General features: G+C 69.4%; 19 protein-coding genes, 1 tRNA gene and 1 pseudogene. 4 read left to right on the forward strand and 17 right to left on the reverse strand.

The window, feature by feature from the left end:
* From L2I40_RS05565 to L2I40_RS05640, 16 genes are all read right to left on the reverse strand, one after another.
* Window positions 1–498: biotin--[acetyl-CoA-carboxylase] ligase (locus L2I40_RS05565; RefSeq protein WP_237213884.1), on the reverse strand; the 498-nt coding region annotated here is incomplete at its 3' end.
* Between the two features lies 1 nt (window position 499).
* On the reverse strand, window positions 500–1,918 hold the full coding sequence (nuoN, locus tag L2I40_RS05570; RefSeq protein WP_456305727.1) for an NADH-quinone oxidoreductase subunit NuoN: 1,419 nt from the start codon (window positions 1,916–1,918) through the stop codon (window positions 500–502).
* Window positions 1,919–1,925: 7 nt separating this feature from the next.
* Complete coding sequence (locus tag L2I40_RS05575; RefSeq protein ID WP_237213886.1) at window positions 1,926–3,437, reverse strand: NADH-quinone oxidoreductase subunit M; 1,512 nt, start codon at window positions 3,435–3,437, stop codon at window positions 1,926–1,928.
* Window positions 3,434–5,347: an NADH-quinone oxidoreductase subunit L gene (gene nuoL / locus L2I40_RS05580; RefSeq protein WP_237213887.1), complete on the reverse strand. Its 1,914-nt coding sequence runs from the start codon at window positions 5,345–5,347 to the stop codon at window positions 3,434–3,436. Before nuoL ends, L2I40_RS05575 begins: the two co-directional genes overlap by 4 nt.
* Before the next feature lie 4 nt (window positions 5,348–5,351).
* Complete coding sequence (gene nuoK / locus L2I40_RS05585) at window positions 5,352–5,663, reverse strand: NADH-quinone oxidoreductase subunit NuoK (RefSeq protein WP_237213888.1); 312 nt, start codon at window positions 5,661–5,663, stop codon at window positions 5,352–5,354.
* A complete protein-coding gene (locus tag L2I40_RS05590; RefSeq protein ID WP_237213889.1) occupies window positions 5,663–6,355 on the reverse strand; it encodes an NADH-quinone oxidoreductase subunit J in 693 nt (230 codons plus the stop codon). The genes nuoK and L2I40_RS05590 overlap by 1 nt, the downstream gene beginning before the upstream one ends.
* Window positions 6,352–6,843 carry an NADH-quinone oxidoreductase subunit NuoI gene (gene nuoI / locus L2I40_RS05595; RefSeq protein WP_237213890.1) on the reverse strand — a complete coding sequence of 164 codons (492 nt, stop codon included), beginning with the start codon at window positions 6,841–6,843 and terminating at the stop codon, window positions 6,352–6,354. Before nuoI ends, L2I40_RS05590 begins: the two co-directional genes overlap by 4 nt.
* 11 nt (window positions 6,844–6,854) lie before the next feature.
* On the reverse strand, window positions 6,855–7,865 hold the full coding sequence (gene nuoH, locus L2I40_RS05600; protein WP_237213891.1) for an NADH-quinone oxidoreductase subunit NuoH: 1,011 nt from the start codon (window positions 7,863–7,865) through the stop codon (window positions 6,855–6,857).
* Between the two features lie 7 nt (window positions 7,866–7,872).
* On the reverse strand, window positions 7,873–9,930 hold the full coding sequence (gene nuoG / locus L2I40_RS05605; RefSeq protein WP_237213892.1) for an NADH-quinone oxidoreductase subunit NuoG: 2,058 nt from the start codon (window positions 9,928–9,930) through the stop codon (window positions 7,873–7,875).
* 5 nt (window positions 9,931–9,935) lie between these two features.
* Window positions 9,936–11,246, reverse strand: coding sequence for an NADH-quinone oxidoreductase subunit NuoF (nuoF, locus tag L2I40_RS05610; protein WP_237213893.1), 1,311 nt, complete (start codon window positions 11,244–11,246; stop codon window positions 9,936–9,938).
* A gap of 2 nt (window positions 11,247–11,248) precedes the next feature.
* A complete protein-coding gene (locus L2I40_RS05615) occupies window positions 11,249–11,890 on the reverse strand; it encodes a complex I 24 kDa subunit family protein (protein WP_237213900.1) in 642 nt (213 codons plus the stop codon).
* An 11-nt stretch (window positions 11,891–11,901) separates the two neighbouring features.
* Complete coding sequence (locus L2I40_RS05620) at window positions 11,902–13,146, reverse strand: NADH-quinone oxidoreductase subunit D (protein ID WP_237213901.1); 1,245 nt, start codon at window positions 13,144–13,146, stop codon at window positions 11,902–11,904.
* A gap of 14 nt (window positions 13,147–13,160) precedes the next feature.
* Window positions 13,161–13,793, reverse strand: a complete 633-nt coding sequence (locus tag L2I40_RS05625; RefSeq protein ID WP_237213902.1) for an NADH-quinone oxidoreductase subunit C — start codon at window positions 13,791–13,793, stop codon at window positions 13,161–13,163.
* A gap of 4 nt (window positions 13,794–13,797) precedes the next feature.
* On the reverse strand, window positions 13,798–14,373 hold the full coding sequence (locus L2I40_RS05630) for a NuoB/complex I 20 kDa subunit family protein (RefSeq protein WP_237213894.1): 576 nt from the start codon (window positions 14,371–14,373) through the stop codon (window positions 13,798–13,800).
* Window positions 14,374–14,455: 82 nt separating this feature from the next.
* The gene (locus tag L2I40_RS05635; protein ID WP_237213895.1) at window positions 14,456–14,824 is read right to left on the reverse strand and encodes an NADH-quinone oxidoreductase subunit A; all 369 of its coding nucleotides are present in this window, start codon (window positions 14,822–14,824) and stop codon (window positions 14,456–14,458) included.
* 247 nt (window positions 14,825–15,071) lie between these two features.
* A tRNA-Asp gene (locus L2I40_RS05640) sits at window positions 15,072–15,148 on the reverse strand.
* Window positions 15,149–15,293: 145 nt separating this feature from the next.
* Between L2I40_RS05640 and L2I40_RS05645 the strand changes: the two genes are divergently transcribed.
* Genes L2I40_RS05645 through L2I40_RS05660 form a run of 4 tightly spaced genes read left to right on the forward strand, consistent with a single transcriptional unit; the run spans window position 15,294 to window position 19,410 of the window.
* Window positions 15,294–16,256, forward strand: a complete 963-nt coding sequence (locus L2I40_RS05645) for a Bug family tripartite tricarboxylate transporter substrate binding protein (RefSeq protein WP_237213896.1) — start codon at window positions 15,294–15,296, stop codon at window positions 16,254–16,256.
* Window positions 16,257–16,260: 4 nt separating this feature from the next.
* Window positions 16,261–16,716 carry a tripartite tricarboxylate transporter TctB family protein gene (locus L2I40_RS05650; protein WP_272910940.1) on the forward strand — a complete coding sequence of 152 codons (456 nt, stop codon included), beginning with the start codon at window positions 16,261–16,263 and terminating at the stop codon, window positions 16,714–16,716.
* Window positions 16,717–16,720: 4 nt separating this feature from the next.
* Window positions 16,721–18,208, forward strand: a complete 1,488-nt coding sequence (locus L2I40_RS05655; RefSeq protein ID WP_237213898.1) for a tripartite tricarboxylate transporter permease — start codon at window positions 16,721–16,723, stop codon at window positions 18,206–18,208.
* The gene (locus L2I40_RS05660; protein ID WP_237213899.1) at window positions 18,205–19,410 is read left to right on the forward strand and encodes a YncE family protein; all 1,206 of its coding nucleotides are present in this window, start codon (window positions 18,205–18,207) and stop codon (window positions 19,408–19,410) included. Before L2I40_RS05655 ends, L2I40_RS05660 begins: the two co-directional genes overlap by 4 nt.
* 45 nt (window positions 19,411–19,455) lie before the next feature.
* Here L2I40_RS05660 and L2I40_RS05665 read toward each other — a convergent pair.
* Window positions 19,456–19,984, reverse strand: a pseudogene (locus L2I40_RS05665) (hypothetical protein); the annotation flags it as partial.

The following is a 19,984-nucleotide window of genomic DNA, read 5'->3' on the forward strand; positions in this document are numbered from 1 at the left end:
CGGCGCCGGGCCCTCGCCGGCGAGGCAGGCGGTGGCGCGGCCTTCGACCTGCGGCGCGACGGCGAGGTTGGCCCCGCAGCCGAGCACGATCCATTCGATCCGCCCCTCGGCCGCGGCCGACTCGCACAGCACGCCCGCCAGCTTGGCGCCGCCCAGCAGCAGGTCGTTCGGCCATTTCAGCCGCAGCGCCGAGGGATCGGGCAGGAAGGGCTCCAGCGCCTCGGCCAGCGCGACCGCGGCGAGGATCGCGAAGAGCGGCGCCTCATGCGCCGGACGGCCAGGGCGCAGCAGCACCGAGACATAGAGATTGCCCGCCGGGCTCCGCCAGCTTCGCCCCTGCTGGCCGCGCCCGGCGGTCTGCCGCCGCGCCAGCACCGCCAGCCCCTCCGGCTCTCCCGCGGCAGCGAGCCGGATCAGGAGATCGGAGGTGGAGGGCAGTTCCGGCTCGACGCGCAGCCGCCAGCCCGGGGGAATCCCGGGCTGCGACCGCCCGTCCATCTCAGCCCGCCAGCGAGGCGACGGCGACCTGCGCCGCGCCGATCAGCACGGCGGGAAACAGGAAGAACAGCAGCGTGAGCAGCCCGGTGCCGACCATCACGATGCTGACGCTGGCCGGCCGCGCATCGAAGGCGCCCGCGGGCGCGTCGAAATACATCACCTTGACGATGCGCAGGTAGTAGTAGCTGGCCACCACGCTGGTCAGGATGCCGATGATCGCGAGCGTCCAGTAGCCCGCCTGCACCGCGGCGAGGAAGACGTAGAGCTTGCCGAAGAAGCCCGCGAGCGGCGGGATGCCCGCCATCGAGAACATGAACACCGCCATCCAGAGCGCCATGCCCGGATCGGTGCGGCCGAGGCCCGAGAGGTCGTCGATGTTCTCCACAGCGCGTCCCTGGCGCCGCATGGACAGGATCACCGCGAAGGTGCCGAGGTTCATCACGACGTAGATCGCCATGTAGACCAGCACGCCGCGGAAGCCTGTGTCGTTCGCGACCGCAAGGCCCATCAGCGCGTAGCCGACATGGCCGATGGAGGAATAGGCCATCAGCCGCTTGATGTTGCGCTGGCCGATCGCGGCGAAGGCGCCGAGGATCATGGAGCCCGCGCTGACCACCCAGATCACCTGGCCCCACTGCGCCGCAAGCTCGCCGAAGGGTCCCGTCAGCACGCGCATCAGCAGCGCGATCGCCGCCACCTTGGGCGCGGTGGCGAAGAAGGCGGTGACCGGCGTCGGCGCGCCTTCGTAGACGTCGGGCGTCCACATATGGAAGGGCACCGCCGAGACCTTGAAGGCGAGGCCCGCCAGCACGAAGACCAGCCCGACCACCACGCCCGTGCCCGCATTGCCGCCCGAGAGCGCATCCGCCAGCCGGTCGAAATTCGTCGTGCCCGCGAAGCCGTAGACCAGCGACGAGCCATAGAGCAGCAGGCCGGAGGCCAGCGCGCCCAGCACGAAATACTTGAGCCCGGCCTCCGCGCTGCGCGGGTTGTCGCGGTCGAAGGCGGCGATGACATAGAGCGACAGCGAGAGCAGCTCGAGCCCGATATAGAGCGCGATGAGGTCGTTGGCCGAGACCATGACCATCATGCCGAGGGTCGCGAACAGCAGCAGCACGCTGAACTCGAAGCGCCCGAGCCCCTGCTTCTCGTTCCAGTCGAGGGCGAGCACGAGGCCGAGCGCCGCGCCGAGCAGGATCAGGATCTTCGCGAAGCGCGAGAAGTCGTCCGAGACGTACTGGCCGAGGAAGGCCGTGCCCTCCCCCTGCCCCAGCACCAGCACCGCGGTGACGACCAGCGCGCCGACCACGGCCATGGAGACCGGGAAGAAGGTCTCCTTCTTCGGGATCACGCCGCCGAGCAGGATCAGCAGGCCGGAGACGCCGAGCACGATCTCCGGCAGGGCAAGGGTCCAGTTCAGCATCGCGTCACATCCCGGCCAGGCGGGCGGCGCCGAGCGCCGCCTCGTGGCGCGTCACCATCGCGGCCACGCTGGCCTCGAAAAAGTCGAGGAAGGAGGACGGGTAGACGCCCATCCAGAGGGTCAGCAGGATCAGCGGCGCGAAGACCGCGACCTCGCGCGGCGAGAGATCCAGCAGGCTCCGCAGGTCGTCCCGCGTGACGCGCCCGAAGGCGACGCGGCGATAGAGGTAGAGCATGTAGGCCGCGCCCAGCACCATGCCCATGGTGGCACCCAGCGCCACCCAGGGGTTCACCTTGAAGGCGCCGACGATCACCAGCAGCTCGCCCGGGAAGCCCGCCGTGCCCGGCAGCGCCACGGAGGCCATGGTGAAGAGCATGAAGATCAGCGCATAGGCCGGCATGATCTTCGCCACCCCGCCATAGCGCGCGATCTCGCGCGAATGGACCCGGTCGTAGAGCACGCCGACGCAAAGGAACAGCGCGCCCGAGACCACGCCGTGGCTCAGCATGGTGAAGAGCGCGCCCGAGATGCCCTGATGCGTGAAGGTGAAGATGCCAAGCGTCACGATGCCCATATGGGCGACCGAGGAATAAGCGATCAGCTTCTTCATGTCCTCCTGCGCCAGCGCGACGAGGGAGGTGTAGACGATGGCCACGACCGACAGGCTGAAGATCAGCGGCGCGAAATCGGCGCTGGCCTGCGGCAGCATCGGCACGCTGAAGCGCAGGAACCCGTAGGCGCCCATCTTCAGCAGCACGCCGGCCAGGATGACGGAGCCCGCGGTCGGCGCCTCCACATGCGCGTCCGGCAGCCACGTGTGCACCGGCCACATCGGCACCTTCACCGCGAAGGAGACGAAGAAGGCCAGGAACAGCCAGATCTGCATCTGGTAGGGGAAGGCCGTCTGCATCAGCGTCGGGATGTCGGTGGTGCCAGCGTGGAACCACATCGCGAGCAGCGCCAGCAGCATCAGCAGCGAGCCTGCCAGCGTGTAGAGGAAGAACTTGAAGGCGGCATAGACGCGCCGCGCACCGCCCCACACCCCGATGATCAGGAACATCGGGATCAGCACCGCCTCGAAGAAGATGTAGAACAGCACGAAGTCGAGGGCGGCGAACATGCCGACCATCATGCTTTCCAGCACGAGGAAGGCCACCATGTACTCGCGCACGCGGCTCTGCACGCTCTCCCACGACGCCAGGATGCAGATCGGCGTCAGCAGGGTGGAGAGCAGGATGAAGAGGACGGAGATGCCGTCCACGCCCATGTGGTAGGCGACCCCATACTCGGGCAGCCAGGCGAGCCGCTCGACGAACTGGAACTCGGCGGTGCCCTTGTCGAAGCGCGCCCAGAGGATCAGCGACAGCGCCAGCGTGATCAGGCTGGTCCAGAGCGCGGTCCAGCGTGCGTTGGAGGCGACCGTCGCCTCGTCCCCGCGCACCATCAGGATGATGAAGGCGCCGGCGAGCGGGAGGAAGGTGACGAGGCTGAGCAGCGGGAAGCCGGCGGCGTTCATCGGGCACCGTAGAGCAGGAGCGTGACGAAGAGGACGAGGCCGATGATCATCGCGAAGGCGTAGTTGGCCACCCGTCCGGTCTGGATGCGCACCGCGCCGCGCGCCGCCTGGACGGCGAGGTCGGCGGCGCCGTTCGGCACGCCGTCGATGATCCGGGCGTCGCCCGTCTTCCAGAAGGCCCGCGCAAGCCAGCGCGCCGGCCGGACGAAGATCGCGTCGTAGAGCTCGTCGAAGTACCACTTGTTGAGCAGGAAGCGGTACACGGCCGGGAAGCGCGCCGCGAGCTGCGCCGGCAGCCCCGGCGCGAACATGTACATCACATAGGCCAGCGCGATGCCCGCGAGGCCGACCACGACCGGCGCCAGCGGCACCCAGGCCGGGACATGGTGCGCATGTTCCAGCACGTGGTTGTGCGCGGCGGTGTGGATGGACGCGCCCCAGAAGGCCGCCTGCTGCTCGCCGACCATCAGCGGATAGAAGAGGAAGCCCGTCACCACTGCACCCGCCGCGAGCGCGAAGAGCGGGACGAGCATCACAAGCGGGCTTTCGTGCACATGCTCCATCGTGTGGTGGTCGGCCCGCGCCTCGCCGTGGAAGGTCAGGATGATCAGGCGCCAGGAGTAGAAGGCGGTCAGGAAGGCCGCGAGCAGGCCGAGGACGAAGGCGTACATGCCCGGCCCGCTATGCGCCGCATAGGCGACCTCGAGCACCATGTCCTTCGAGTAGTAGCCCGCGAAGAAGGGCATGCCCGCAAGGGCGAGGCTGCCGATCCAGATCATCGCGTAGGTCACGGGGATCTTCCGCCAGATCCCGCCCATGCGCCGGATGTCCTGCTCGTCCGACATGGCGTGGATGACGGATCCCGCGCCGAGGAACAGGAGCGCCTTGAAGAAGGCGTGGGTGAACAGATGGAAGATCGCGGCCTGGTACACGCCGACGCCGGCAGCGAAGAACATGTAGCCAAGCTGCGAGCAGGTCGAATAGGCGATGATCCGCTTGATGTCGTTCTGCACGCAGCCGATGGTCGCCGCGAAGAGCGCCGTGCTGGCGCCGACGATCGCGACGATCGCGAGCGCGGTCGGCGCGTATTCCATCACCGGCGACATGCGCGCCATCAGGAAGACGCCGGCGGTCACCATGGTCGCCGCATGGATCAGCGCCGAGACCGGCGTCGGGCCTTCCATCGCGTCCGGCAACCAGGTGTGCAGGCCGAGCTGCGCCGACTTGCCGCAGGCGCCGAGGAACAGCAGCACGCCGATCACCTCGAGCGCGGGCAGGCCGAGGAAGCGCACCTGCTGCGCCTGCGCGACGGAGGCGAAGATCGTCTCGAACTCGACCGACTGGAAGGTCCAGAAGGTCAGCACCAGGCCGAGCATGAAGAAGACGTCGCCGACGCGGTTGACGATGAAGGCCTTCATCGCCGCGGCGTTCGCGCTGTCCTTCTCGTACCAGTAGCCGATGAGCAGGTAGCTCGCGAGGCCGACGCCTTCCCAGCCGAAGAAGAGCTGCACGAGGTTGTCCGCCGTCACCAGCATCAGCATCATGAAGGTGAAGAGCGAGAGGTAGGCGAAGAAGCGCGGCGTCGTCGCGTCGTGCGACATGTAGCCCACGGAATAGATGTGGATCAGCGTCGAGATGAAGGTGACCATCGCCACCATGACGACGCTGAGCGTGTCGTAGCGCAGCGCCCATTCCACCTCGAAGCCGCCGACATCGAGGAAGGTGACGATCGGCACCACGCCCGGCGCGGAGCCGAGCGCGACCTGCAGGAAGGCGCCGAAACCGCAGGCCGCCGCCAGCGCCATGCAGGCGACGGTCACCCACTGAGAGCCCTTGTCGCCCAGCCAGCGGCCCAGGAAGCCGGCCAGGCAGGCGCCGAGGAGCGGGAAGAAGATGGCGCCGACGTACATCAGCCTAGCCCTTCAGGGTCGAGACGTCCTCGACCTCGATCGTGCCGCGGTTGCGGAAGTAGATGACGACGATGGCCAGCCCGATCGCCGCCTCGGCGGCGGCGACGGTCAGGATGAACATCGCGAAGACCTGGCCCGTCAGGTCGCCGAGCTGCGCGCTGAAGGCGACCAGGTTCACGCTGACCGAGAGCAGGATCAGCTCGACCGACATCAGGATGACGATGACGTTCTTGCGGTTCAGGAAGATCCCGAGCACGCCGAGCGTGAAGAGGATGGCGCCCACCGTGAGGTAGTGCGCGAGGCCGACGGCCATCATCAGTGGTGTCCCCCATGGCCGCCATGGTGCCCGCCGGCGTGCTCGACCTGCTTCGGCTTGGGCGCCTCCACCGGAGGCCGCTCGATACCGATCTCGCCGAGCCCGGCGCCGAGCGGCGGCTGGCGGAGGTTCACGCTGCCGCTGCGCGCCACCTGGGCGGCGACGTTCTGCCGCTTCGTCGTGGTCTTGCCGCGCAGCGTCAGCACGATGGCGCCGATCATGGCCACCAGCAGGATCAGGCCGGAGAGCTGGAACAGCCAGACATAGTCCGTGTAGAGGATGCGCCCGAGCGCGCGCGTGTTCTCGACATCGCCCGGCGTCGGGTTGAGCCGGAGCCCCGCGGCGTCCGTCGCGAAGCGCCAGGTCGCGAAGACCAGCAGCAGCTCCAGCAGCAGGATCGCGCCGACCACGCCGCCGACCGGCGCGTAGCGCTGGAAGCCCTGGCGGAGCGCCGCGAAATCCACGTCGAGCATCATCACGACGAAGAGGAACAGCACGGCGACGGCGCCGACATAGACGATGACCAGGATCATCGCCAGGAACTCGGCGCCTGCAATCAGGAACAGCGCCGCGGCGTTGAAGAACGCCAGGATCAGGAACAGCACGCTGTGCACGGGGTTGCGGCTGGTCACGACCATGACCGCGCTCGCGATGAGCACGGCCGCGAAGAGGTAGAAGGCGGCGGCGATCATCGGTAGGGCGCGTCCAGCTCGAGCCGCTTGGACAGCGCCGCTTCCCAGCGGTCGCCGTTATCCAGCAGGCGCTCCTTGTTGTAGATCAGCTCCTCGCGCGTCTCGGTCGCGAACTCCAGGTTCGGCCCCTCGACGATCGCGTCCACCGGGCAGGCCTCCTCGCACATGCCGCAGTAGATGCACTTCGTCATGTCGATGTCGTAGCGCGTGGTGCGCCGCGACCCGTCCTCGCGCGGCTCGGCCTCGATGGTGATCGCGAGCGCCGGGCAGATCGCCTCGCAGAGCTTGCAGGCGATGCAGCGCTCCTCCCCGTTCGGGTAGCGGCGCAGGCCGTGCTCGCCCTTGAAGCGCGGGCTGAGCGGCGACTTCTCGTAGGGGTAGTTGATGGTCGCGCGCGGCTTGAACATCGTCTTGAGCGTCAGCCACATGCCCGAGGCGAGCTCCGCCAGGAGGAAGCTGCGCGCGACGCGGTCGAGGGTGAAGGACATCGTCGTGTCTCTCAGGCCGGCAGCCAGCCGAACAGCTTGAGCGCCGCAGCGGTGATCACGAGCCAGACGAGGCTGAAGGGCAGGAACACCTTCCAGCCGAGGCGCATGAGCTGGTCGTAGCGGTAGCGGGGAAAGGTCGCGCGTACCCAGATGAAGACGAAGAGGCACGCGCAGATCTTGAAGATGAACCAGAGCGGCCCCGGGATCCAGGTGAAGGGCGCGATGTCGAAGGGCGGATACCAGCCGCCGAGGAACAGGATGGTGATGAGCGCGCTCATCAGGATCATGTTCGCGTATTCGCCGAGGAAGAACAGCGCGAAGGACATCGAGCTGTACTCGACGAAGAAGCCCGCCACGAGCTCGGACTCGCCTTCCGGCAGGTCGAACGGCGCGCGGTTCGTCTCGGCGAGCGCCGAGATGAACATGATCACGAACATCGGGAAGAGCGGGATGATGAACCACATGTCCGCCTGGGCGCGGACGATCTCGGTCAGGTTCAGCGATCCCACGCAGAGCAGCACGGTCACGATCACGAAGCCCATGGAGACTTCGTAGGACACCATCTGCGCCGCCGAGCGCAGCGCGCCGAGGAAGGCGTATTTCGAGTTCGACGCCCACCCCGCGATGATGATGCCGTAGACGCCGAGCGAGGAGATCGCGAAGAGGTAGAGGATTCCGACATTGATGTCGGCGATCGCCCAGCCGTCATTCACCGGGATGACCGCCCAGGCGAGCATGGCCAGCATGAAGGTGATCATCGGGGCCATGATGAACAGCGCGCGGGACGCGCCGGCCGGGATGATCGTCTCCTTCATCAGCATCTTCAGCGCGTCGGCGAAGGGCTGCAGCAGGCCGAAGGGCCCGACCACGTTCGGCCCCTTGCGCAGCTGCATCGCGCCGAGGACCTTGCGCTCCGCCCAGGTCAGGTAGGCGACGCCGATCAGCAGCGGCACCAGCAGCGCCATCGCCTGCGCGACGGTCAGCGCGAGATGCCCGACCGGTGTGGCGAGGAAACCGTCCATCGTCACGTCACTCCGCAGCCGCCAGTGCCGGCGCTTCGCCGTAGGTGCGCGCGCATTCCGCCATCACGTCGGACGCCCGCGCGATCGCGTCCGCCAGGTGGTACTGCGTGATCCCACGCGCGAAGGGCGCGTCCGACATCGCGGCCGGATCACCCGCCGGCCCCGCCATGTCCTCGCAGCCGCGCCGCGCGAAGCCGCCGCCGAGCACGGGCGCGGCTTCGCTCATCCGCGCGCGCAGCTGCGCGAGGTCGTCGAAGGGCAGCCGGATGCCAAGCCCCTCGCCCGCCGCGCGGATGATGCGCCAGTCCTCGCGCGCCTCGCCCGGCGCATGCACCGCGAGCCAGGCGCGCTGCGCGCGGCCTTCCGTGTTGACGTAGGTCGCGTCCTTCTCGGTGTAGGCCGCACCCGGCAGGATCAGGTCGGCCCGTGCCGCGCCGCGGTCGCCGTGATGGCCCTGGTAGATGACGAAGGTCGACGGCGCGATCGCGCCGGGCTCGATGCCGTCCGCGCCGAGCAGCCACAGCACATCCACGCCGCCGCCGAGCATCGCGCCGATGTCCTTGCCCTCGCGGCCGGGCAGGAAGCCGAGCTCGAGCGCGCCGACCTGGCCGCCGAACTGGTGCAGCACGTTGAAGCCGTGCCAGTTGGGCCGCAGCGCATTTGCGCTCGCCGCGACCTGCCAGGCGGCTGCCAACACATGCAGCCCGTCGGGCCGCGCCAGCGCGCTGCGAGAGACGATGACCATCGGCTTCTTCGCCGCGCGGAACGCCTCGGCGAAGGGATGCGTCCCGTCCGCCATCGCGCGCAGCGCCGCCGGGCCCTCGCCCAGATGCTGGTGGGGATACGTCAGGTCGACGCCCGCCGCGCCGATGCGCCCGATCGGGAAACGCCCCAGCACATGGCGCTTGCGGATGCGCGCATTGATCACCGGCGCCTCGCGGCGCGGATCGCCGCCGACGATCAGCAGCGCATCCGCCTCCTCGATTCCGGCGATGGTCGAGTTGAACAGCCAGAAGTCGCGCCGCGTCGCGTCGATCGCGGCGCCATCCTGCCGGCAATCGAGGTTGCGCGACCCGATCGCGTGCATCAGCGACTTCAGCGCGAAGACACTCTCCGCATCCACCAGGTCGCCTGCGATCGCACCGACCCGGTCAGGCGCCGCCGCGCGGATGCGCGCCGCGAGCGCACGGAACGCGTCCGCCCAGCTCGCCGGGCGCAGCTTGCCGTCCACGCGCAGCCAGGGCCGGTCGAGTCGCTGCTTCTTCAGCCCGTCAAAGGAGAAGCGGCCGCGGTCGGCCATCCACTCCTCGTTCACGTCGTCATTGATGCGCGGAACGATGCGCAGCACCTCGGGCCCGCGATTGTCGATGCGGATATTGGTGCCCGTCGCGTCCTGCACGTCGATGCTGTCGGTCTTGCGCAGCTCCCAGGGGCGGGAGGTGAAGGCATAGGGCCGGCTGGTCAGCGCGCCGACCGGGCAGATGTCGATCAGGTTGCCCGAGAGCTCCGTCGTCAGCGCCTTCTCGACATAGGTGCCGATCTCCATCGCCTCGCCGCGGCCCGTCGCGCCCATCTCCGGCACGCCCGCCACCTCGGAGGCGAAGCGGACGCAGCGCGTGCAATGGATGCAGCGGTTCATGATCGTCTTGATCAGCGGACCGACATACTTGTCCTTCACCGCGCGCTTGGCCTCGGCGTAGCGGCCTTTGTCCATGCCGTAGGCGACGGCTTGGTCCTGCAGGTCGCACTCGCCGCCCTGGTCGCAGATCGGGCAGTCGAGCGGATGGTTGATGAGCAGGAACTCCATCACGCCGCGGCGCGCATTGCGCACCATCGGGCTGTCGGTCTTCACGACCATGCCGTCCGCGACCGGATAGGCGCAGGAGGCGACGGGCTTCGGCGCCTTCTCCACCTCCACCAGGCACATGCGGCAATTGCCGGCGACGCTCAGCCGCTCGTGGTAGCAGAAGCGCGGGATCTCCTTGCCCGCGGCCTCGCAGGCCTGCAGCACGGTGGCCCCGTTCGGGACCTCGACCTCGATGCCGTCGACGGTGACCTTCGCCATCCCGCTTACTCCGCAGCCAGCGGCATGGCCGCGGGCTTCGCATGGCGCCGCCGGTATTCGGCGATCCGCTCCTCCATCACCGGCCTGAAGTGCCGGATCAGGCCCTGCACCGGCCAGACGCCGCCATCGGCCAGCGCGCAGATCGTGTGCCCCTCGATGCGGCGCGTGACTTCCTCGAGCAGGTCGATCTCCTCGATCTCCGCCCGCCCCTCGACCATGCGCTCCATCATGCGGCTGACCCAGCCCATGCCCTCGCGGCAGGGCGTGCACTGGCCGCAGCTCTCATGCTTGTAGAACTTCGACAGCCGCGCGATCGCCTTGATGATGTCGGTGGACTTGTCCATCACGATCACGCCGGCTGTGCCGAGGCCGGTCTTGTGCTCGCGCAGCGCGTCGAAATCCATCAGCACGTCGTCGCAGATGTGCTTGGGGATCAGCGGCGTGGAGCTGCCGCCCGGGATCACGCAGAGCAGGTTGTCCCAGCCGCCACGCACGCCGCCCGCATGGCGCTCGATCAACTCGCGCAGCGGGATCGACATCTCCTCCTCCACGTTGCACGGCTTGTTCACGTGGCCCTGGAGGCAGAAGATCTTGGTCCCAGAGTTCTTCGGCCGACCGAAGCCCGCGAACCAGGCCCCGCCGCGGCGCAAGATCGTCGGCACCACCGCGATGGTCTCGACGTTGTTCACTGTGGTCGGCGCGCCATAGAGCCCGACGGCCGCCGGGAATGGCGGCTTCAGCCGCGGCATCCCCTTCTTGCCTTCGAGGCTCTCGATCAGCGCCGTCTCTTCGCCGCAGATGTACGCGCCCGCACCGCGATGGACGTAGAGGTCGAAGTCCCAGCCGCTGCCGCAGGCGTTCTTGCCGAGCAGTCCGGCGTCGTAGGCTTCCTGGATCGCGGCCTCGAGCACGACGCTCTCGTTGTAGTACTCGCCGCGGATGTAGATGTAGCCGGCATGCGCGCCCATCGCGAAGCCGGCGATCAGGCAGCCTTCGATCAGCGTGTGCGGATCGTGGCGGATGATGTCGCGGTCCTTGCAGGTGCCGGGCTCGGACTCGTCGGCGTTGACGACGAGGTAATGAGGTCGCTCGCTCGCCTGCTTCGGCATGAAGGACCACTTCATGCCGGTCGGGAAGCCTGCGCCGCCGCGGCCGCGCAGGCCGGAGGCCTTCACCTCCTCGATGATCCAGTCGCGCCCCTTCTCCAGGATGGCCTTGGTGCCGTCCCAGTTGCCGCGGCGCTGCGCGGCCGGCAGGCGCCAGTCCTGCAGGCCGTAGAGATTGGTGAAGATGCGGTCCTTGTCGGAGAGCGCCATGTCTATTCTGTCGCGCCGCGAGGCGCGCCCCCCATGGGCTGGACCTCGGTCAGCGTCAGCGGGCCGCCCTCGGGCGCGCTGGTCTGGCGCCCGATCGTGCTGCCCGGCTTCGGCCGCTCGCCGCGCTTCAGCGCCTCGATCAGCGCGACCGTGCGGTCGTAGTCGAGGTCCTCGTAGTAGTCGTCATCCACCTGCAGCACCGGCGCGTTCACGCAGGCGCCGAGGCATTCCACCTCGGTCAGCGTGAACAGCCCGTCGGCGCTCGTCTGGCCGACCTTCACCTGCGCCGCGTCGTGACAGGCGCGCATCACGTCGTCCGATCCGCGCAGCATGCAGGGCGTGGTGCCGCAGAGCTGCAGGTGATAGCGGCCGATCGGCTTCATGTTGAACATGAAGTAGAAGGTCGCGACCTCGTAGACGCGGATCGGCGGCACGCCGAGGCGTTCCGCGATGACGTCCATCGCGACGCGCGGCACCCAGGCGCTGCCGGTCTGCCGCCCCATCTGGCGCTGCACGACATAGAGAAGCGGGATCGTGGCGCTTGCCTGCTTGCCCGCCGGATAGCGCACGAGGATCTTGGCGATCTGCGCCTCGCTCGCTTCGTCGAAGGCGAAATGCGCCGGCTGCTCGTGCTCGCCCTGCATCACTGGCGCGCTCACCGGTCGATCTCCCCGAAGACGATGTCGAGGCTGCCGATGATCGCCACCGCATCCGCCAGCATGTGCCCCTTGGACAGCACCTCCATCGCCTGGAGATGCGCATAGCCCGGCGCACGGATCTTCACGCGATACGGCCGGTTCGTGCCGTCGGCGACCATGTACACGCCGAACTCGCCCTTCGGCGCTTCGGTCACCGTGTAGGTCGCGCCGGCGGGCACGTGGTAGCCCTCGGTGTAGAGCTTGAAGTGGTGGATCAGCGCCTCCATCGAGCGCTTCATCTCGGCGCGCTTCGGCGGCACGATCTTGTTGTCGGCGATCCTCACCGGGCCCGGCCTGATGGCGGCCAGGCACTGCTCGATCATCCGCAGCGACTGCCGCATCTCCTGCATGCGCACGAGGTAGCGGTCGTAGCAGTCGCCATGCACGCCGACCGGCACGTCGAACTCCAGCCGGTCGTACATCTCATAGGGCTGCGACTTGCGCAGGTCCCAGGCGCAGCCGGAAGCGCGCAGGCACGGCCCGCTGAAGCCCCAGGCCATCGCCTGCTCGGCCGTCATCACGCCGATGTCCACGGTCCGCTGCTTGAAGATGCGGTTCTCCGTCAGCAGCCCCTCGAGCTCGTCGAGGAACTTCGGGAACTGCCGGCACCAGGCGCCGATCCGGTCCTCGAGCCCCGCCGGCAGGTCCTTCGCCACGCCGCCGGCGCGGAAGTAGTTCACGTGATAGTGGCTGCCGCCGACCTGCTCGTAGAACTCCAGCAGGTACTCGCGCTGCTCGAAGCCCCAGAGGCTCGGCGTGATGGCGCCGACGTCGAGCGCATAGGTCGTGACGTTCAGCAGGTGGTTCAGGATGCGCGTGATCTCGGCGAACATCGTCCGGATCCAGCGCGCGCGCTCCGGGATGTCCTTCTCGACGCCGAGCAGCTTCTCCACCGCGAGGACGAAGCTGTGCTCCATGCACATCGGCGAGACGTAGTCGAGGCGATCCATGTAGGGCATCGCCTGCAGATACGTCTTGTACTCCATCAGCTTCTCGGTGCCGCGGTGCAGCAGGCCGATATGCGGATCGGCGCGCTCCACCACCTCGCCCTTCATCTCGAGGATGAGGCGCAGCACGCCATGCGCGGCGGGGTGCTGCGGGCCGAAGTTGATGCGGTGGGAATCGACCTCGATGGTGCGCGTCTGCGCCGCATCGTCCGTCCCGGCGGCGAGGGCCGCGAGCGGCCCGCCTTCCGACGCCATGGCGGAGCTGCCGCTCATTGCGGACCCTCCAGCTGGCCGCGCTGCTCGCGCGTGAGATGCACCTTCTCGTCCCCGGGCAGCGTGGTCATGCCCTCCCAGGGGCTGAGGAAGTCGAAGTTGCGGAAATCCTGCGTCAGCGCGACCGGCTCATAGACCACCTGCTTGCGGGTCTCGTCGTAGCGGACCTCGACATGGCCGGTCAGCGGGAAGTCCTTGCGCAGCGGATGCCCTTCGAAGCCGTAGTCGGTCAGCAGGCGGCGCAGGTCGGACTGGCCCTCGAAGACGATGCCGTACATGTCCCAGGCCTCGCGTTCGTACCAGGTCGCGTTGGGATAGATGCCGACGACGCTCGGCACCGGCGTCTGCTCGTCGGTCGCGACGATCACGCGGATGCGCCGGTTATGCGCGAGGCTCAGCAGGTTGTAGACCACGTCGAAGCGCTCCGCGCGCTCGGGGTGGTCCATGCCGCAGAGGTCCATCAGCTGCTCGAAGGCGAGCCGCTGCTCGTCGCGCAGCATCGCCATCAGCGGCAGCAGGCCCTGGCGCGTCGCGCGGATCACGAGCTCCTGCCCGCGTTCCACGAAGGCTTCCTGCACCGCGGGGCCCGCGGCCTGCGCGACCGCCGCGCCGAGGTCTTCCAGCGTCATCGGCTCAGCCACGGAGGATGGTCCCCGTCCGGCGGATCTTCTTCTGCAGCTGCAGGATGCCGTAGACCAGCGCCTCGGCCGTCGGCGGGCAGCCCGGGACATAGATGTCCACCGGCACGATGCGGTCGCAGCCGCGCACCACGCTGTAGCTGTAGTGGTAGTAGCCGCCGCCGTTCGCGCACGATCCCATCGAGATCACCCAGCGCGGCTCGCTCATCTGGTCGTAGACCTTGCGCAGCGCGGGCGCCATCTTGTTGGTCAGCGTGCCGGCCACGATCATCACGTCGGACTGGCGCGGCGAGCCGCGCGGGATGATGCCGAAGCGGTCGAGATCGTAGCGCGCCATGTAGGCGTGGATCATCGGCACGGCGCAGCAGGCCAGCCCGAAGGTCATCGGCCAGAGGCTGCCGGTGCGGGCCCAGTTCACCACCTTGTCCAGGTTGGCGACGACGAAGCCTTTCTCTTCCATCTCGCCGGTGATGCCCTTGATCACCGCGTCCTGCGCCGGCCCCGGGGGCAGCGCCTCCCGGTTCCAGGCGATTGCGTCGATCGCGGGCGACGCCGCAGTCGTACCACTCATTCCGATCTCCCTGGCGCCCGCCGCGCCCGAGGTCAGGAAGCGCCGTTCCCGGCGTCGTTCCCGGCGTTATTCCAAGCCAGAACTATTCCCAGTCCAGCGCGCCCTTCCGCCACTCGTAGACGAAGCCGACGGTGAGCACGCCGAGAAAACCCATCATGGAGAGGAAGCCGAACCACCCGATCTCGCCGAGGGCGATCGCCCAGGGGAACAGGAAGGCGACTTCGAGGTCGAAGATGATGAAGAGGATGGCGACGAGGTAGAACCGCACGTCGAAGCGCCGGCGCGTGTCGTCGAAGGGCTCGAAGCCGCACTCGTAGGCCGACAGCTTCTCGGGGTTCGGCTTCTGCCGCGCGGCGAGCAACGCCCCGCCCACCATCGCGCTGGCGATGGCCGCGGCGATCCCGAGAAAGACGAGAATCGGGAAGTACTCTGCCAGCAGCGGCTGGGTCATGTTGCTTCGCCTTGCCTTCTTCACCCGGGATCTTGCGTCCCGAGGCCGCTCGTTGCGCCGATGGGGGGCATCCCGCATCCCACGGGTCCCCGCCATGCCGCACCGCAGCGTGGCCGGACCTTAGCCGCCCCGGCGCCGCTCCGCCATAGGGCCGGACGAGGAAGGATGACGACCGCAGATGTGCGCGAACAAGCCTGGAACGTCCAGGGCACGCATCCGAGAGAAAGGAGAGGAATCTGCCGCCGCGTGGCGCGAGTGACGGGGCTCGAACCCGCGACCTCCGGCGTGACAGGCCGGCGCTCTAACCGACTGAGCTACACCCGCGTACGGCAGGCCGCGGGGAATAGGGGGGCCGCGGGGTGGTGTCAAGCGAACCCGTGCGGGCTTTCAGCCTGCACCGCGTCCTTGACCTGCAAAGGTTTGCGTTCCTCAATTCTCCTCCCGGCAACGCCCGGAGGGAGACACGTCCATGACCATCACGCGTCGCGCGGCGCTCGGCCTTGGGGCCGGTGCCATCGCCCTGCCCACGCTCGCCCTCGCCCAGGCCTGGCGGCCGACGCGGGACGTCGAGTTCGTGATCCCCTTCGCTGTCGGCGGCGGCGCCGACCTCATGGCCCGCGTGATCCATCGGATCATCACCGACGAGCGGCTGGTCCCGGTGCCGGTGAACCCGGTGAACCGGCCCGGCGGCGGCGGCGCCGTCGGCATCGCCTATGTGGCCGCCAGCCGCCGCAACGAGCCGCACACCATCGTCGCGATCAACGGCACGACCCAGATCACGCCGATCATGGTGCCGACCGCGCGGACGCTGTCCGAGATCCGCCCGATCGCCAACACCATGCTGGACGACTTCCTGCTCTTCGTCCGCGCCGACAGCCCTCACCAGACGGCGGCCGCCTTCGCCGCCCATGCCCGCGGCGCGCCGCCGCGCAGCGTGAACTTCTCGACCGGCGGCACCACCGACCAGATGGCGATCACCGTCTTCGGCCGCGCCATCGGGGCCGAGCTCAACATGGTCAACTTCAACTCGGGCGGCGAGGCGCTGACCGCGCTGCTCGGCGGCCATGTCCAGGCCTCGATCGGCAACCCGCTCGAGTTCATGGGCCACCTGCAGTCCCGCGCCGTCCGCGCGCTCGGCGTCTTCCGCGACAACCGCTTCACCGACCTGCCCGACGTGCCGACCATGAAGGAGCAGGGCATCAACGCCGAGAACTTCCAGATGTGGCGCGGCATCGGCGTGCCGCGCGGCGTGAACGACGCCGCCGCCGCCTACTGGACCGAAGTGATGCAGCGCGTCCTCGCGACCGAGGCGTGGAAGCGCTACCTGCGCGAGAACGTGGCCAGCGAGGCGCCGATGTTCGGCGCCGACTTCGCGTCCTTCCTCGAGCGGCAGGAACGGCTCTACCGCGAGCTGCTCGGCCGGCCGGCCTGACCCTGTGGGCCGCCGAGTCGCCTGGGGCGACCTTCTCCTCGCGGCTGGATTCGCCGCCATGGGCGTGGTCTGGGTGCTCGGCGCCCGGGCCATGCCGATGTGGGAGCGCGAGACGCCGGGCCCCGGCTGGCTGCCCTTCGCCTTCGGGGCCGTGCTCATCGCGCTATCGCTCGCCGCCGGCGTGCAGGCGCTGCTCAGCCCCTCCCCTGCGCCCGAGGCGCCGGGCGCGTTCCGCAAGCCGCTGCTGGTGCTCGGCGCGACGCTCGCCGCCGTGCTCGGCCTCGAGCCGATCGGATTCGTCGCGTCGGTCTTCCTGCTGCTGCTGGCGCTCTTCGTCCTGGCCGAGCGCAAGAAGCTGCTGCCCTCGCTGCTCGCCGCGGCCGGCGTCTCGGCCGCGCTGCACCTGATCTTCGTCACCTGGCTCGCGGTGCCGCTGCCGGCCGGCCCCTTCGGGAGCTGAGCGGGTGGACGCCTTCTCCCAGCTGATGATGGGCTTCGCCGCGGCGCTCACGCCCGGCCATATCGCGATGTGCTTCCTCGGCGTGCTGCTCGGCCAGGTGGTCGGCGTGCTGCCCGGCATCGGGCCCGCGGCCGCCATCGCGCTGCTGCTGCCGATCACCTTCGGGCTCGATCCCACCTCGGCGCTGATCCTCTTCGCCGGGATCTACTACGGCAGCCAGTATGGCGGCACGCTGACCTCGGTCCTGATCTCGGTGCCGGGCGAGAGCTCCACCGTGATGACCAGCATCGACGGCTATCAGATGGCGCTGCAGGGGCGCGCCGGGGCAGCGCTCGGCATCGCCGCGATCGGCTCCTTCATCGCCGGCACGCTCGGCACCATCGGGCTGATGCTCGTCGCGCCGCCACTGGCGAAGATGGCGCTCGCCTTCGGCCCGCCGGAATACTTCTCGCTCGTCGTGCTCGGCCTCGTGGCGCTTGCCGCCGTCGGCAGTTCGGTGCTGAAGGGGCTCGTCGCCGGCGTCGCCGGGCTCGCCCTCGGCACCATGGGCATCGACCCGCAGGTCGGCATCCCGCGCTACGATTTCGGCCAGGTCTGGCTGCTCGACGGCATCGAGTTCATCGTGCTGACCGTCGCGCTTTTCGGCCTCGGCGAGGTGCTGTCGGGCTGCAACGACGCCGCGGCCCGCCCGGTCGCCAAGGTGAAGGACGTGCTGCCGACGCGCGAGGACTGGCAGCGCTCGCGCTGGCCGATCGCGCGCGGCTCGGTCATCGGGTTCGTCATCGGCGTGCTGCCGGCCGCAGGTGCGACCATCGCCTCCTTCGTCGCCTACATCGTCGAGAAGAAGCTGGCGAAGGATCCCTCGCGCTTCGGCAAGGGCGCGATCGAGGGCGTGGCGGGGCCGGAGGCGTCGAACAACGGCGCCGCCTCGGGCGCGCTGGTGCCGATGCTCTCGCTTGGCGTGCCGGGCTCCGGCACCACGGCCGTCATCCTCGGCGCGCTGATCATGTTCGGCGTGCGTCCCGGCCCCGAGATGTTCACCACCAACGCCAGCCTGGTCTGGGCGCTGATCGCCTCCATGCTCATCGGCAACCTGATCCTGCTGGTGATGAACCTGCCGCTGGCCGGCGTCTTCGCCCGCCTCCTCTCCGTGCCCTATTCCTGGCTCTACCCGCCGATCATCGCGCTCTGCATCGCCGGGGTCTATTCGCAGTCCAACAGCATCGAGGATTGCTGGCTGCTCATCGGCTTCGGCGCGGTCGGCTGGCTGATGCGGCGCTACGACTGGCCGATGGCGCCGATGGTGCTGGGCCTCGTCCTATCGCCGCTGTTCGAGAGCGCGCTGCGCCAGTCGCTGACGCTCTCGCTCGGCGATCCCACCATCTTCGTCGCCCGCCCGCTCTCGGCCGGGCTGCTCGCCTGCGCGGCCCTCGCGCTCGTCGTGCCGCTCGCCGCGCTCGCGTGGCAACGCCGCCCAAGGAGGACCGCATGAGCGGTGCGCTCGTCATCGCCAGCGGCCGCTGGGACAACACCGTCGCCGTCATCGACGCCGAGGCCGCGCGCGACAAGGCGCATGACGGCACCGACCGCGCGGTGCTGTCCCGGCCGCGCGCGACGCCCGATGTCGGCGGCGCGCCGGCCTCCGGCCAGCCGGTCTCCGTGCTGGTGCCGCCGCATGGCGCCTATGCCTATGTCGTCTGCCATTCGGGCCTCGCCAGCGCCGCGGCCGCCGGCGCCTACCAGCACGGCCATCCCGGCACGATCACCCTGCTCGACTGCCGCGCGCTGCGCGACCCGCGCCACGACGGCACGACCGGCGCCATCGCCGGCATCGTCGAGACCGGCACCTCCGGTCCCGTCGGCATGGCGCTGACGCCTGATGGCCGCCACCTGCTCGTCTCCTCGGCCGAAGCGCCGGGCGCCGAGGATGGCGGCGCGGAGGTCACGGCGATCGAGCGCAGTCTCCACAAGGTGGCGCGCCGCATCCGGCTGCGCGACGCCGGCGGCACGCCGGTGCGCGATTCGCCCGATCCCGGCTTCGGCCGCTTCCCCAACCCGAACGGCATCGCGGTCAGCCCGCTCGGCCCCGGCTGGCTGCTCACCGCCAATGGCGGCACCGACGATGTCTCCTTCATCGACCTCACGGCCGCGCTTGCCGGCGATGCGGGTGCTGAGGTCGCGCGCGTGCCGATCCAGACCGGCGGCTTCGGCATCCAGGTCTCGCCCGACGGGCGGCTCGCCGCCGTCGCGGCGCGGGAGAGCATGCGGACCGGCGCCTTCGGCAACACGGTCAGCCTGCTCGACGTGGCGGCGCGGCAGGAGGTCGCGCGAATCCGCGTCGGCACCGACGACCCGGAAGCCGGCACGCGGCCCTTCGTGGCCGCCTTCACGCCCGATGGCCGGCACCTGGTCGTATCCTGCTTCGCCTCCGGCACGCTCTCGCTGGTCGAACTCGCCTCGGGACGCGAGGTGACGCGGCTGGCGCTCGAGGACCCGACGGGCGGGCCGTCGCAGCCGCGCGGCGTCGCGATCTCGGCCGACGGCGCCTGGGCCGCGGTCACCGGCGGCAAGAAGCGCGGCCCGCAGAGCAGCGTGCTCTGGATGCTCGATCTCGCGCGCTTCGCCGTGACGTCGCGCGTCACGGGCATCGGCAACGAGACCTACATGCTCGCCATCATGGAGGCGGGGCGGTAGCGCGCCGCCCGCGCGCCCGCACCGGCGTGGGGCTTCGTTGGCGGGCTAGCGGGAGGCCGGCGGGACCTCGACACGGATCTCCCGCGGATCGCGGCGACGCACCGCGACGAGGCACTCGGCGTGCTCCGGATGCACCGCGGGAATGTCGCGGAACATCGTCGACACGACCACGAGGTTCGGCAGGTCTCCGGCCACGCGCTCCGTCCCGTCCTCGTCAACGTAGCGCCGCAGCGCATGGCCGCTGGCCACGCAATTGAGCGCGCCGCCGGTTGGGCCCGGGGCGAACTCCGGCTGGTCGTGCAGGGCCTGGCGCCCCGGGCGGCGCGTGACCAGCGCCTGCGCGGTGGACGGCGCGTTGGCGTCCGGTGTGATGGTGACGATCGCCGGCCCGCGGCCGCTGCTCGGCCTTGCGACCTGTGGCGTATCGGGCAGCGGCGGAACGAGCATGGCGGCCTGCGCCGAAGGCTGGCGCGCGGGCGGCTGCGCGACCAGCGGCGGCGGCTGCATCGTGCCCGGCGGCAGCGGCGGCTGCGCGATCGGCACCTGCGATGGCGGCTGGCGCGTCGGGTCGGGC

The sequence above is a fragment of the Falsiroseomonas oryziterrae genome (assembly GCF_021864505.1).
GTDB classification, from domain to species: domain Bacteria; phylum Pseudomonadota; class Alphaproteobacteria; order Acetobacterales; family Acetobacteraceae; genus Falsiroseomonas; species Falsiroseomonas oryziterrae.

What these genes read in the sequence shown, in the direction of transcription:
- nuoH (WP_237213891.1), bottom strand. Translation starts at nt 7,865, where the DNA reads ATGGACGGTTTCCTCGCCACACCGGTCGGGCATCTCGCGCTGACCGTC.
- L2I40_RS05660 (WP_237213899.1), top strand. Translation starts at nt 18,205, where the DNA reads ATGAGCGGTGCGCTCGTCATCGCCAGCGGCCGCTGGGACAACACCGTC.
- nuoI (WP_237213890.1), bottom strand. Translation starts at nt 6,843, where the DNA reads ATGTCCTTCACCCTCGACCGCGTCGCGCGCAGCTTCCTCCTGGCGGAG.
- L2I40_RS05615 (WP_237213900.1), bottom strand. Translation starts at nt 11,890, where the DNA reads ATGCAGGGCGAGCACGAGCAGCCGGCGCATTTCGCCTTCGACGAAGCG.
- L2I40_RS05590 (WP_237213889.1), bottom strand. Translation starts at nt 6,355, where the DNA reads ATGATCGCCGCCGCCTTCTACCTCTTCGCGGCCGTGCTCATCGCGAGC.
- L2I40_RS05625 (WP_237213902.1), bottom strand. Translation starts at nt 13,793, where the DNA reads ATGACGCTGGAAGACCTCGGCGCGGCGGTCGCGCAGGCCGCGGGCCCC.
- L2I40_RS05620 (WP_237213901.1), bottom strand. Translation starts at nt 13,146, where the DNA reads ATGGCGTCGGAAGGCGGGCCGCTCGCGGCCCTCGCCGCCGGGACGGAC.
- L2I40_RS05630 (WP_237213894.1), bottom strand. Translation starts at nt 14,373, where the DNA reads ATGAGTGGTACGACTGCGGCGTCGCCCGCGATCGACGCAATCGCCTGG.
- nuoG (WP_237213892.1), bottom strand. Translation starts at nt 9,930, where the DNA reads ATGGCGAAGGTCACCGTCGACGGCATCGAGGTCGAGGTCCCGAACGGG.
- L2I40_RS05645 (WP_237213896.1), top strand. Translation starts at nt 15,294, where the DNA reads ATGACCATCACGCGTCGCGCGGCGCTCGGCCTTGGGGCCGGTGCCATC.
- nuoF (WP_237213893.1), bottom strand. Translation starts at nt 11,246, where the DNA reads ATGGCGCTCTCCGACAAGGACCGCATCTTCACCAATCTCTACGGCCTG.
- nuoK (WP_237213888.1), bottom strand. Translation starts at nt 5,663, where the DNA reads ATGATGGCCGTCGGCCTCGCGCACTACCTCACGGTGGGCGCCATCCTC.
- L2I40_RS05635 (WP_237213895.1), bottom strand. Translation starts at nt 14,824, where the DNA reads ATGACCCAGCCGCTGCTGGCAGAGTACTTCCCGATTCTCGTCTTTCTC.
- L2I40_RS05575 (WP_237213886.1), bottom strand. Translation starts at nt 3,437, where the DNA reads ATGAACGCCGCCGGCTTCCCGCTGCTCAGCCTCGTCACCTTCCTCCCG.
- nuoL (WP_237213887.1), bottom strand. Translation starts at nt 5,347, where the DNA reads ATGTACGTCGGCGCCATCTTCTTCCCGCTCCTCGGCGCCTGCCTGGCC.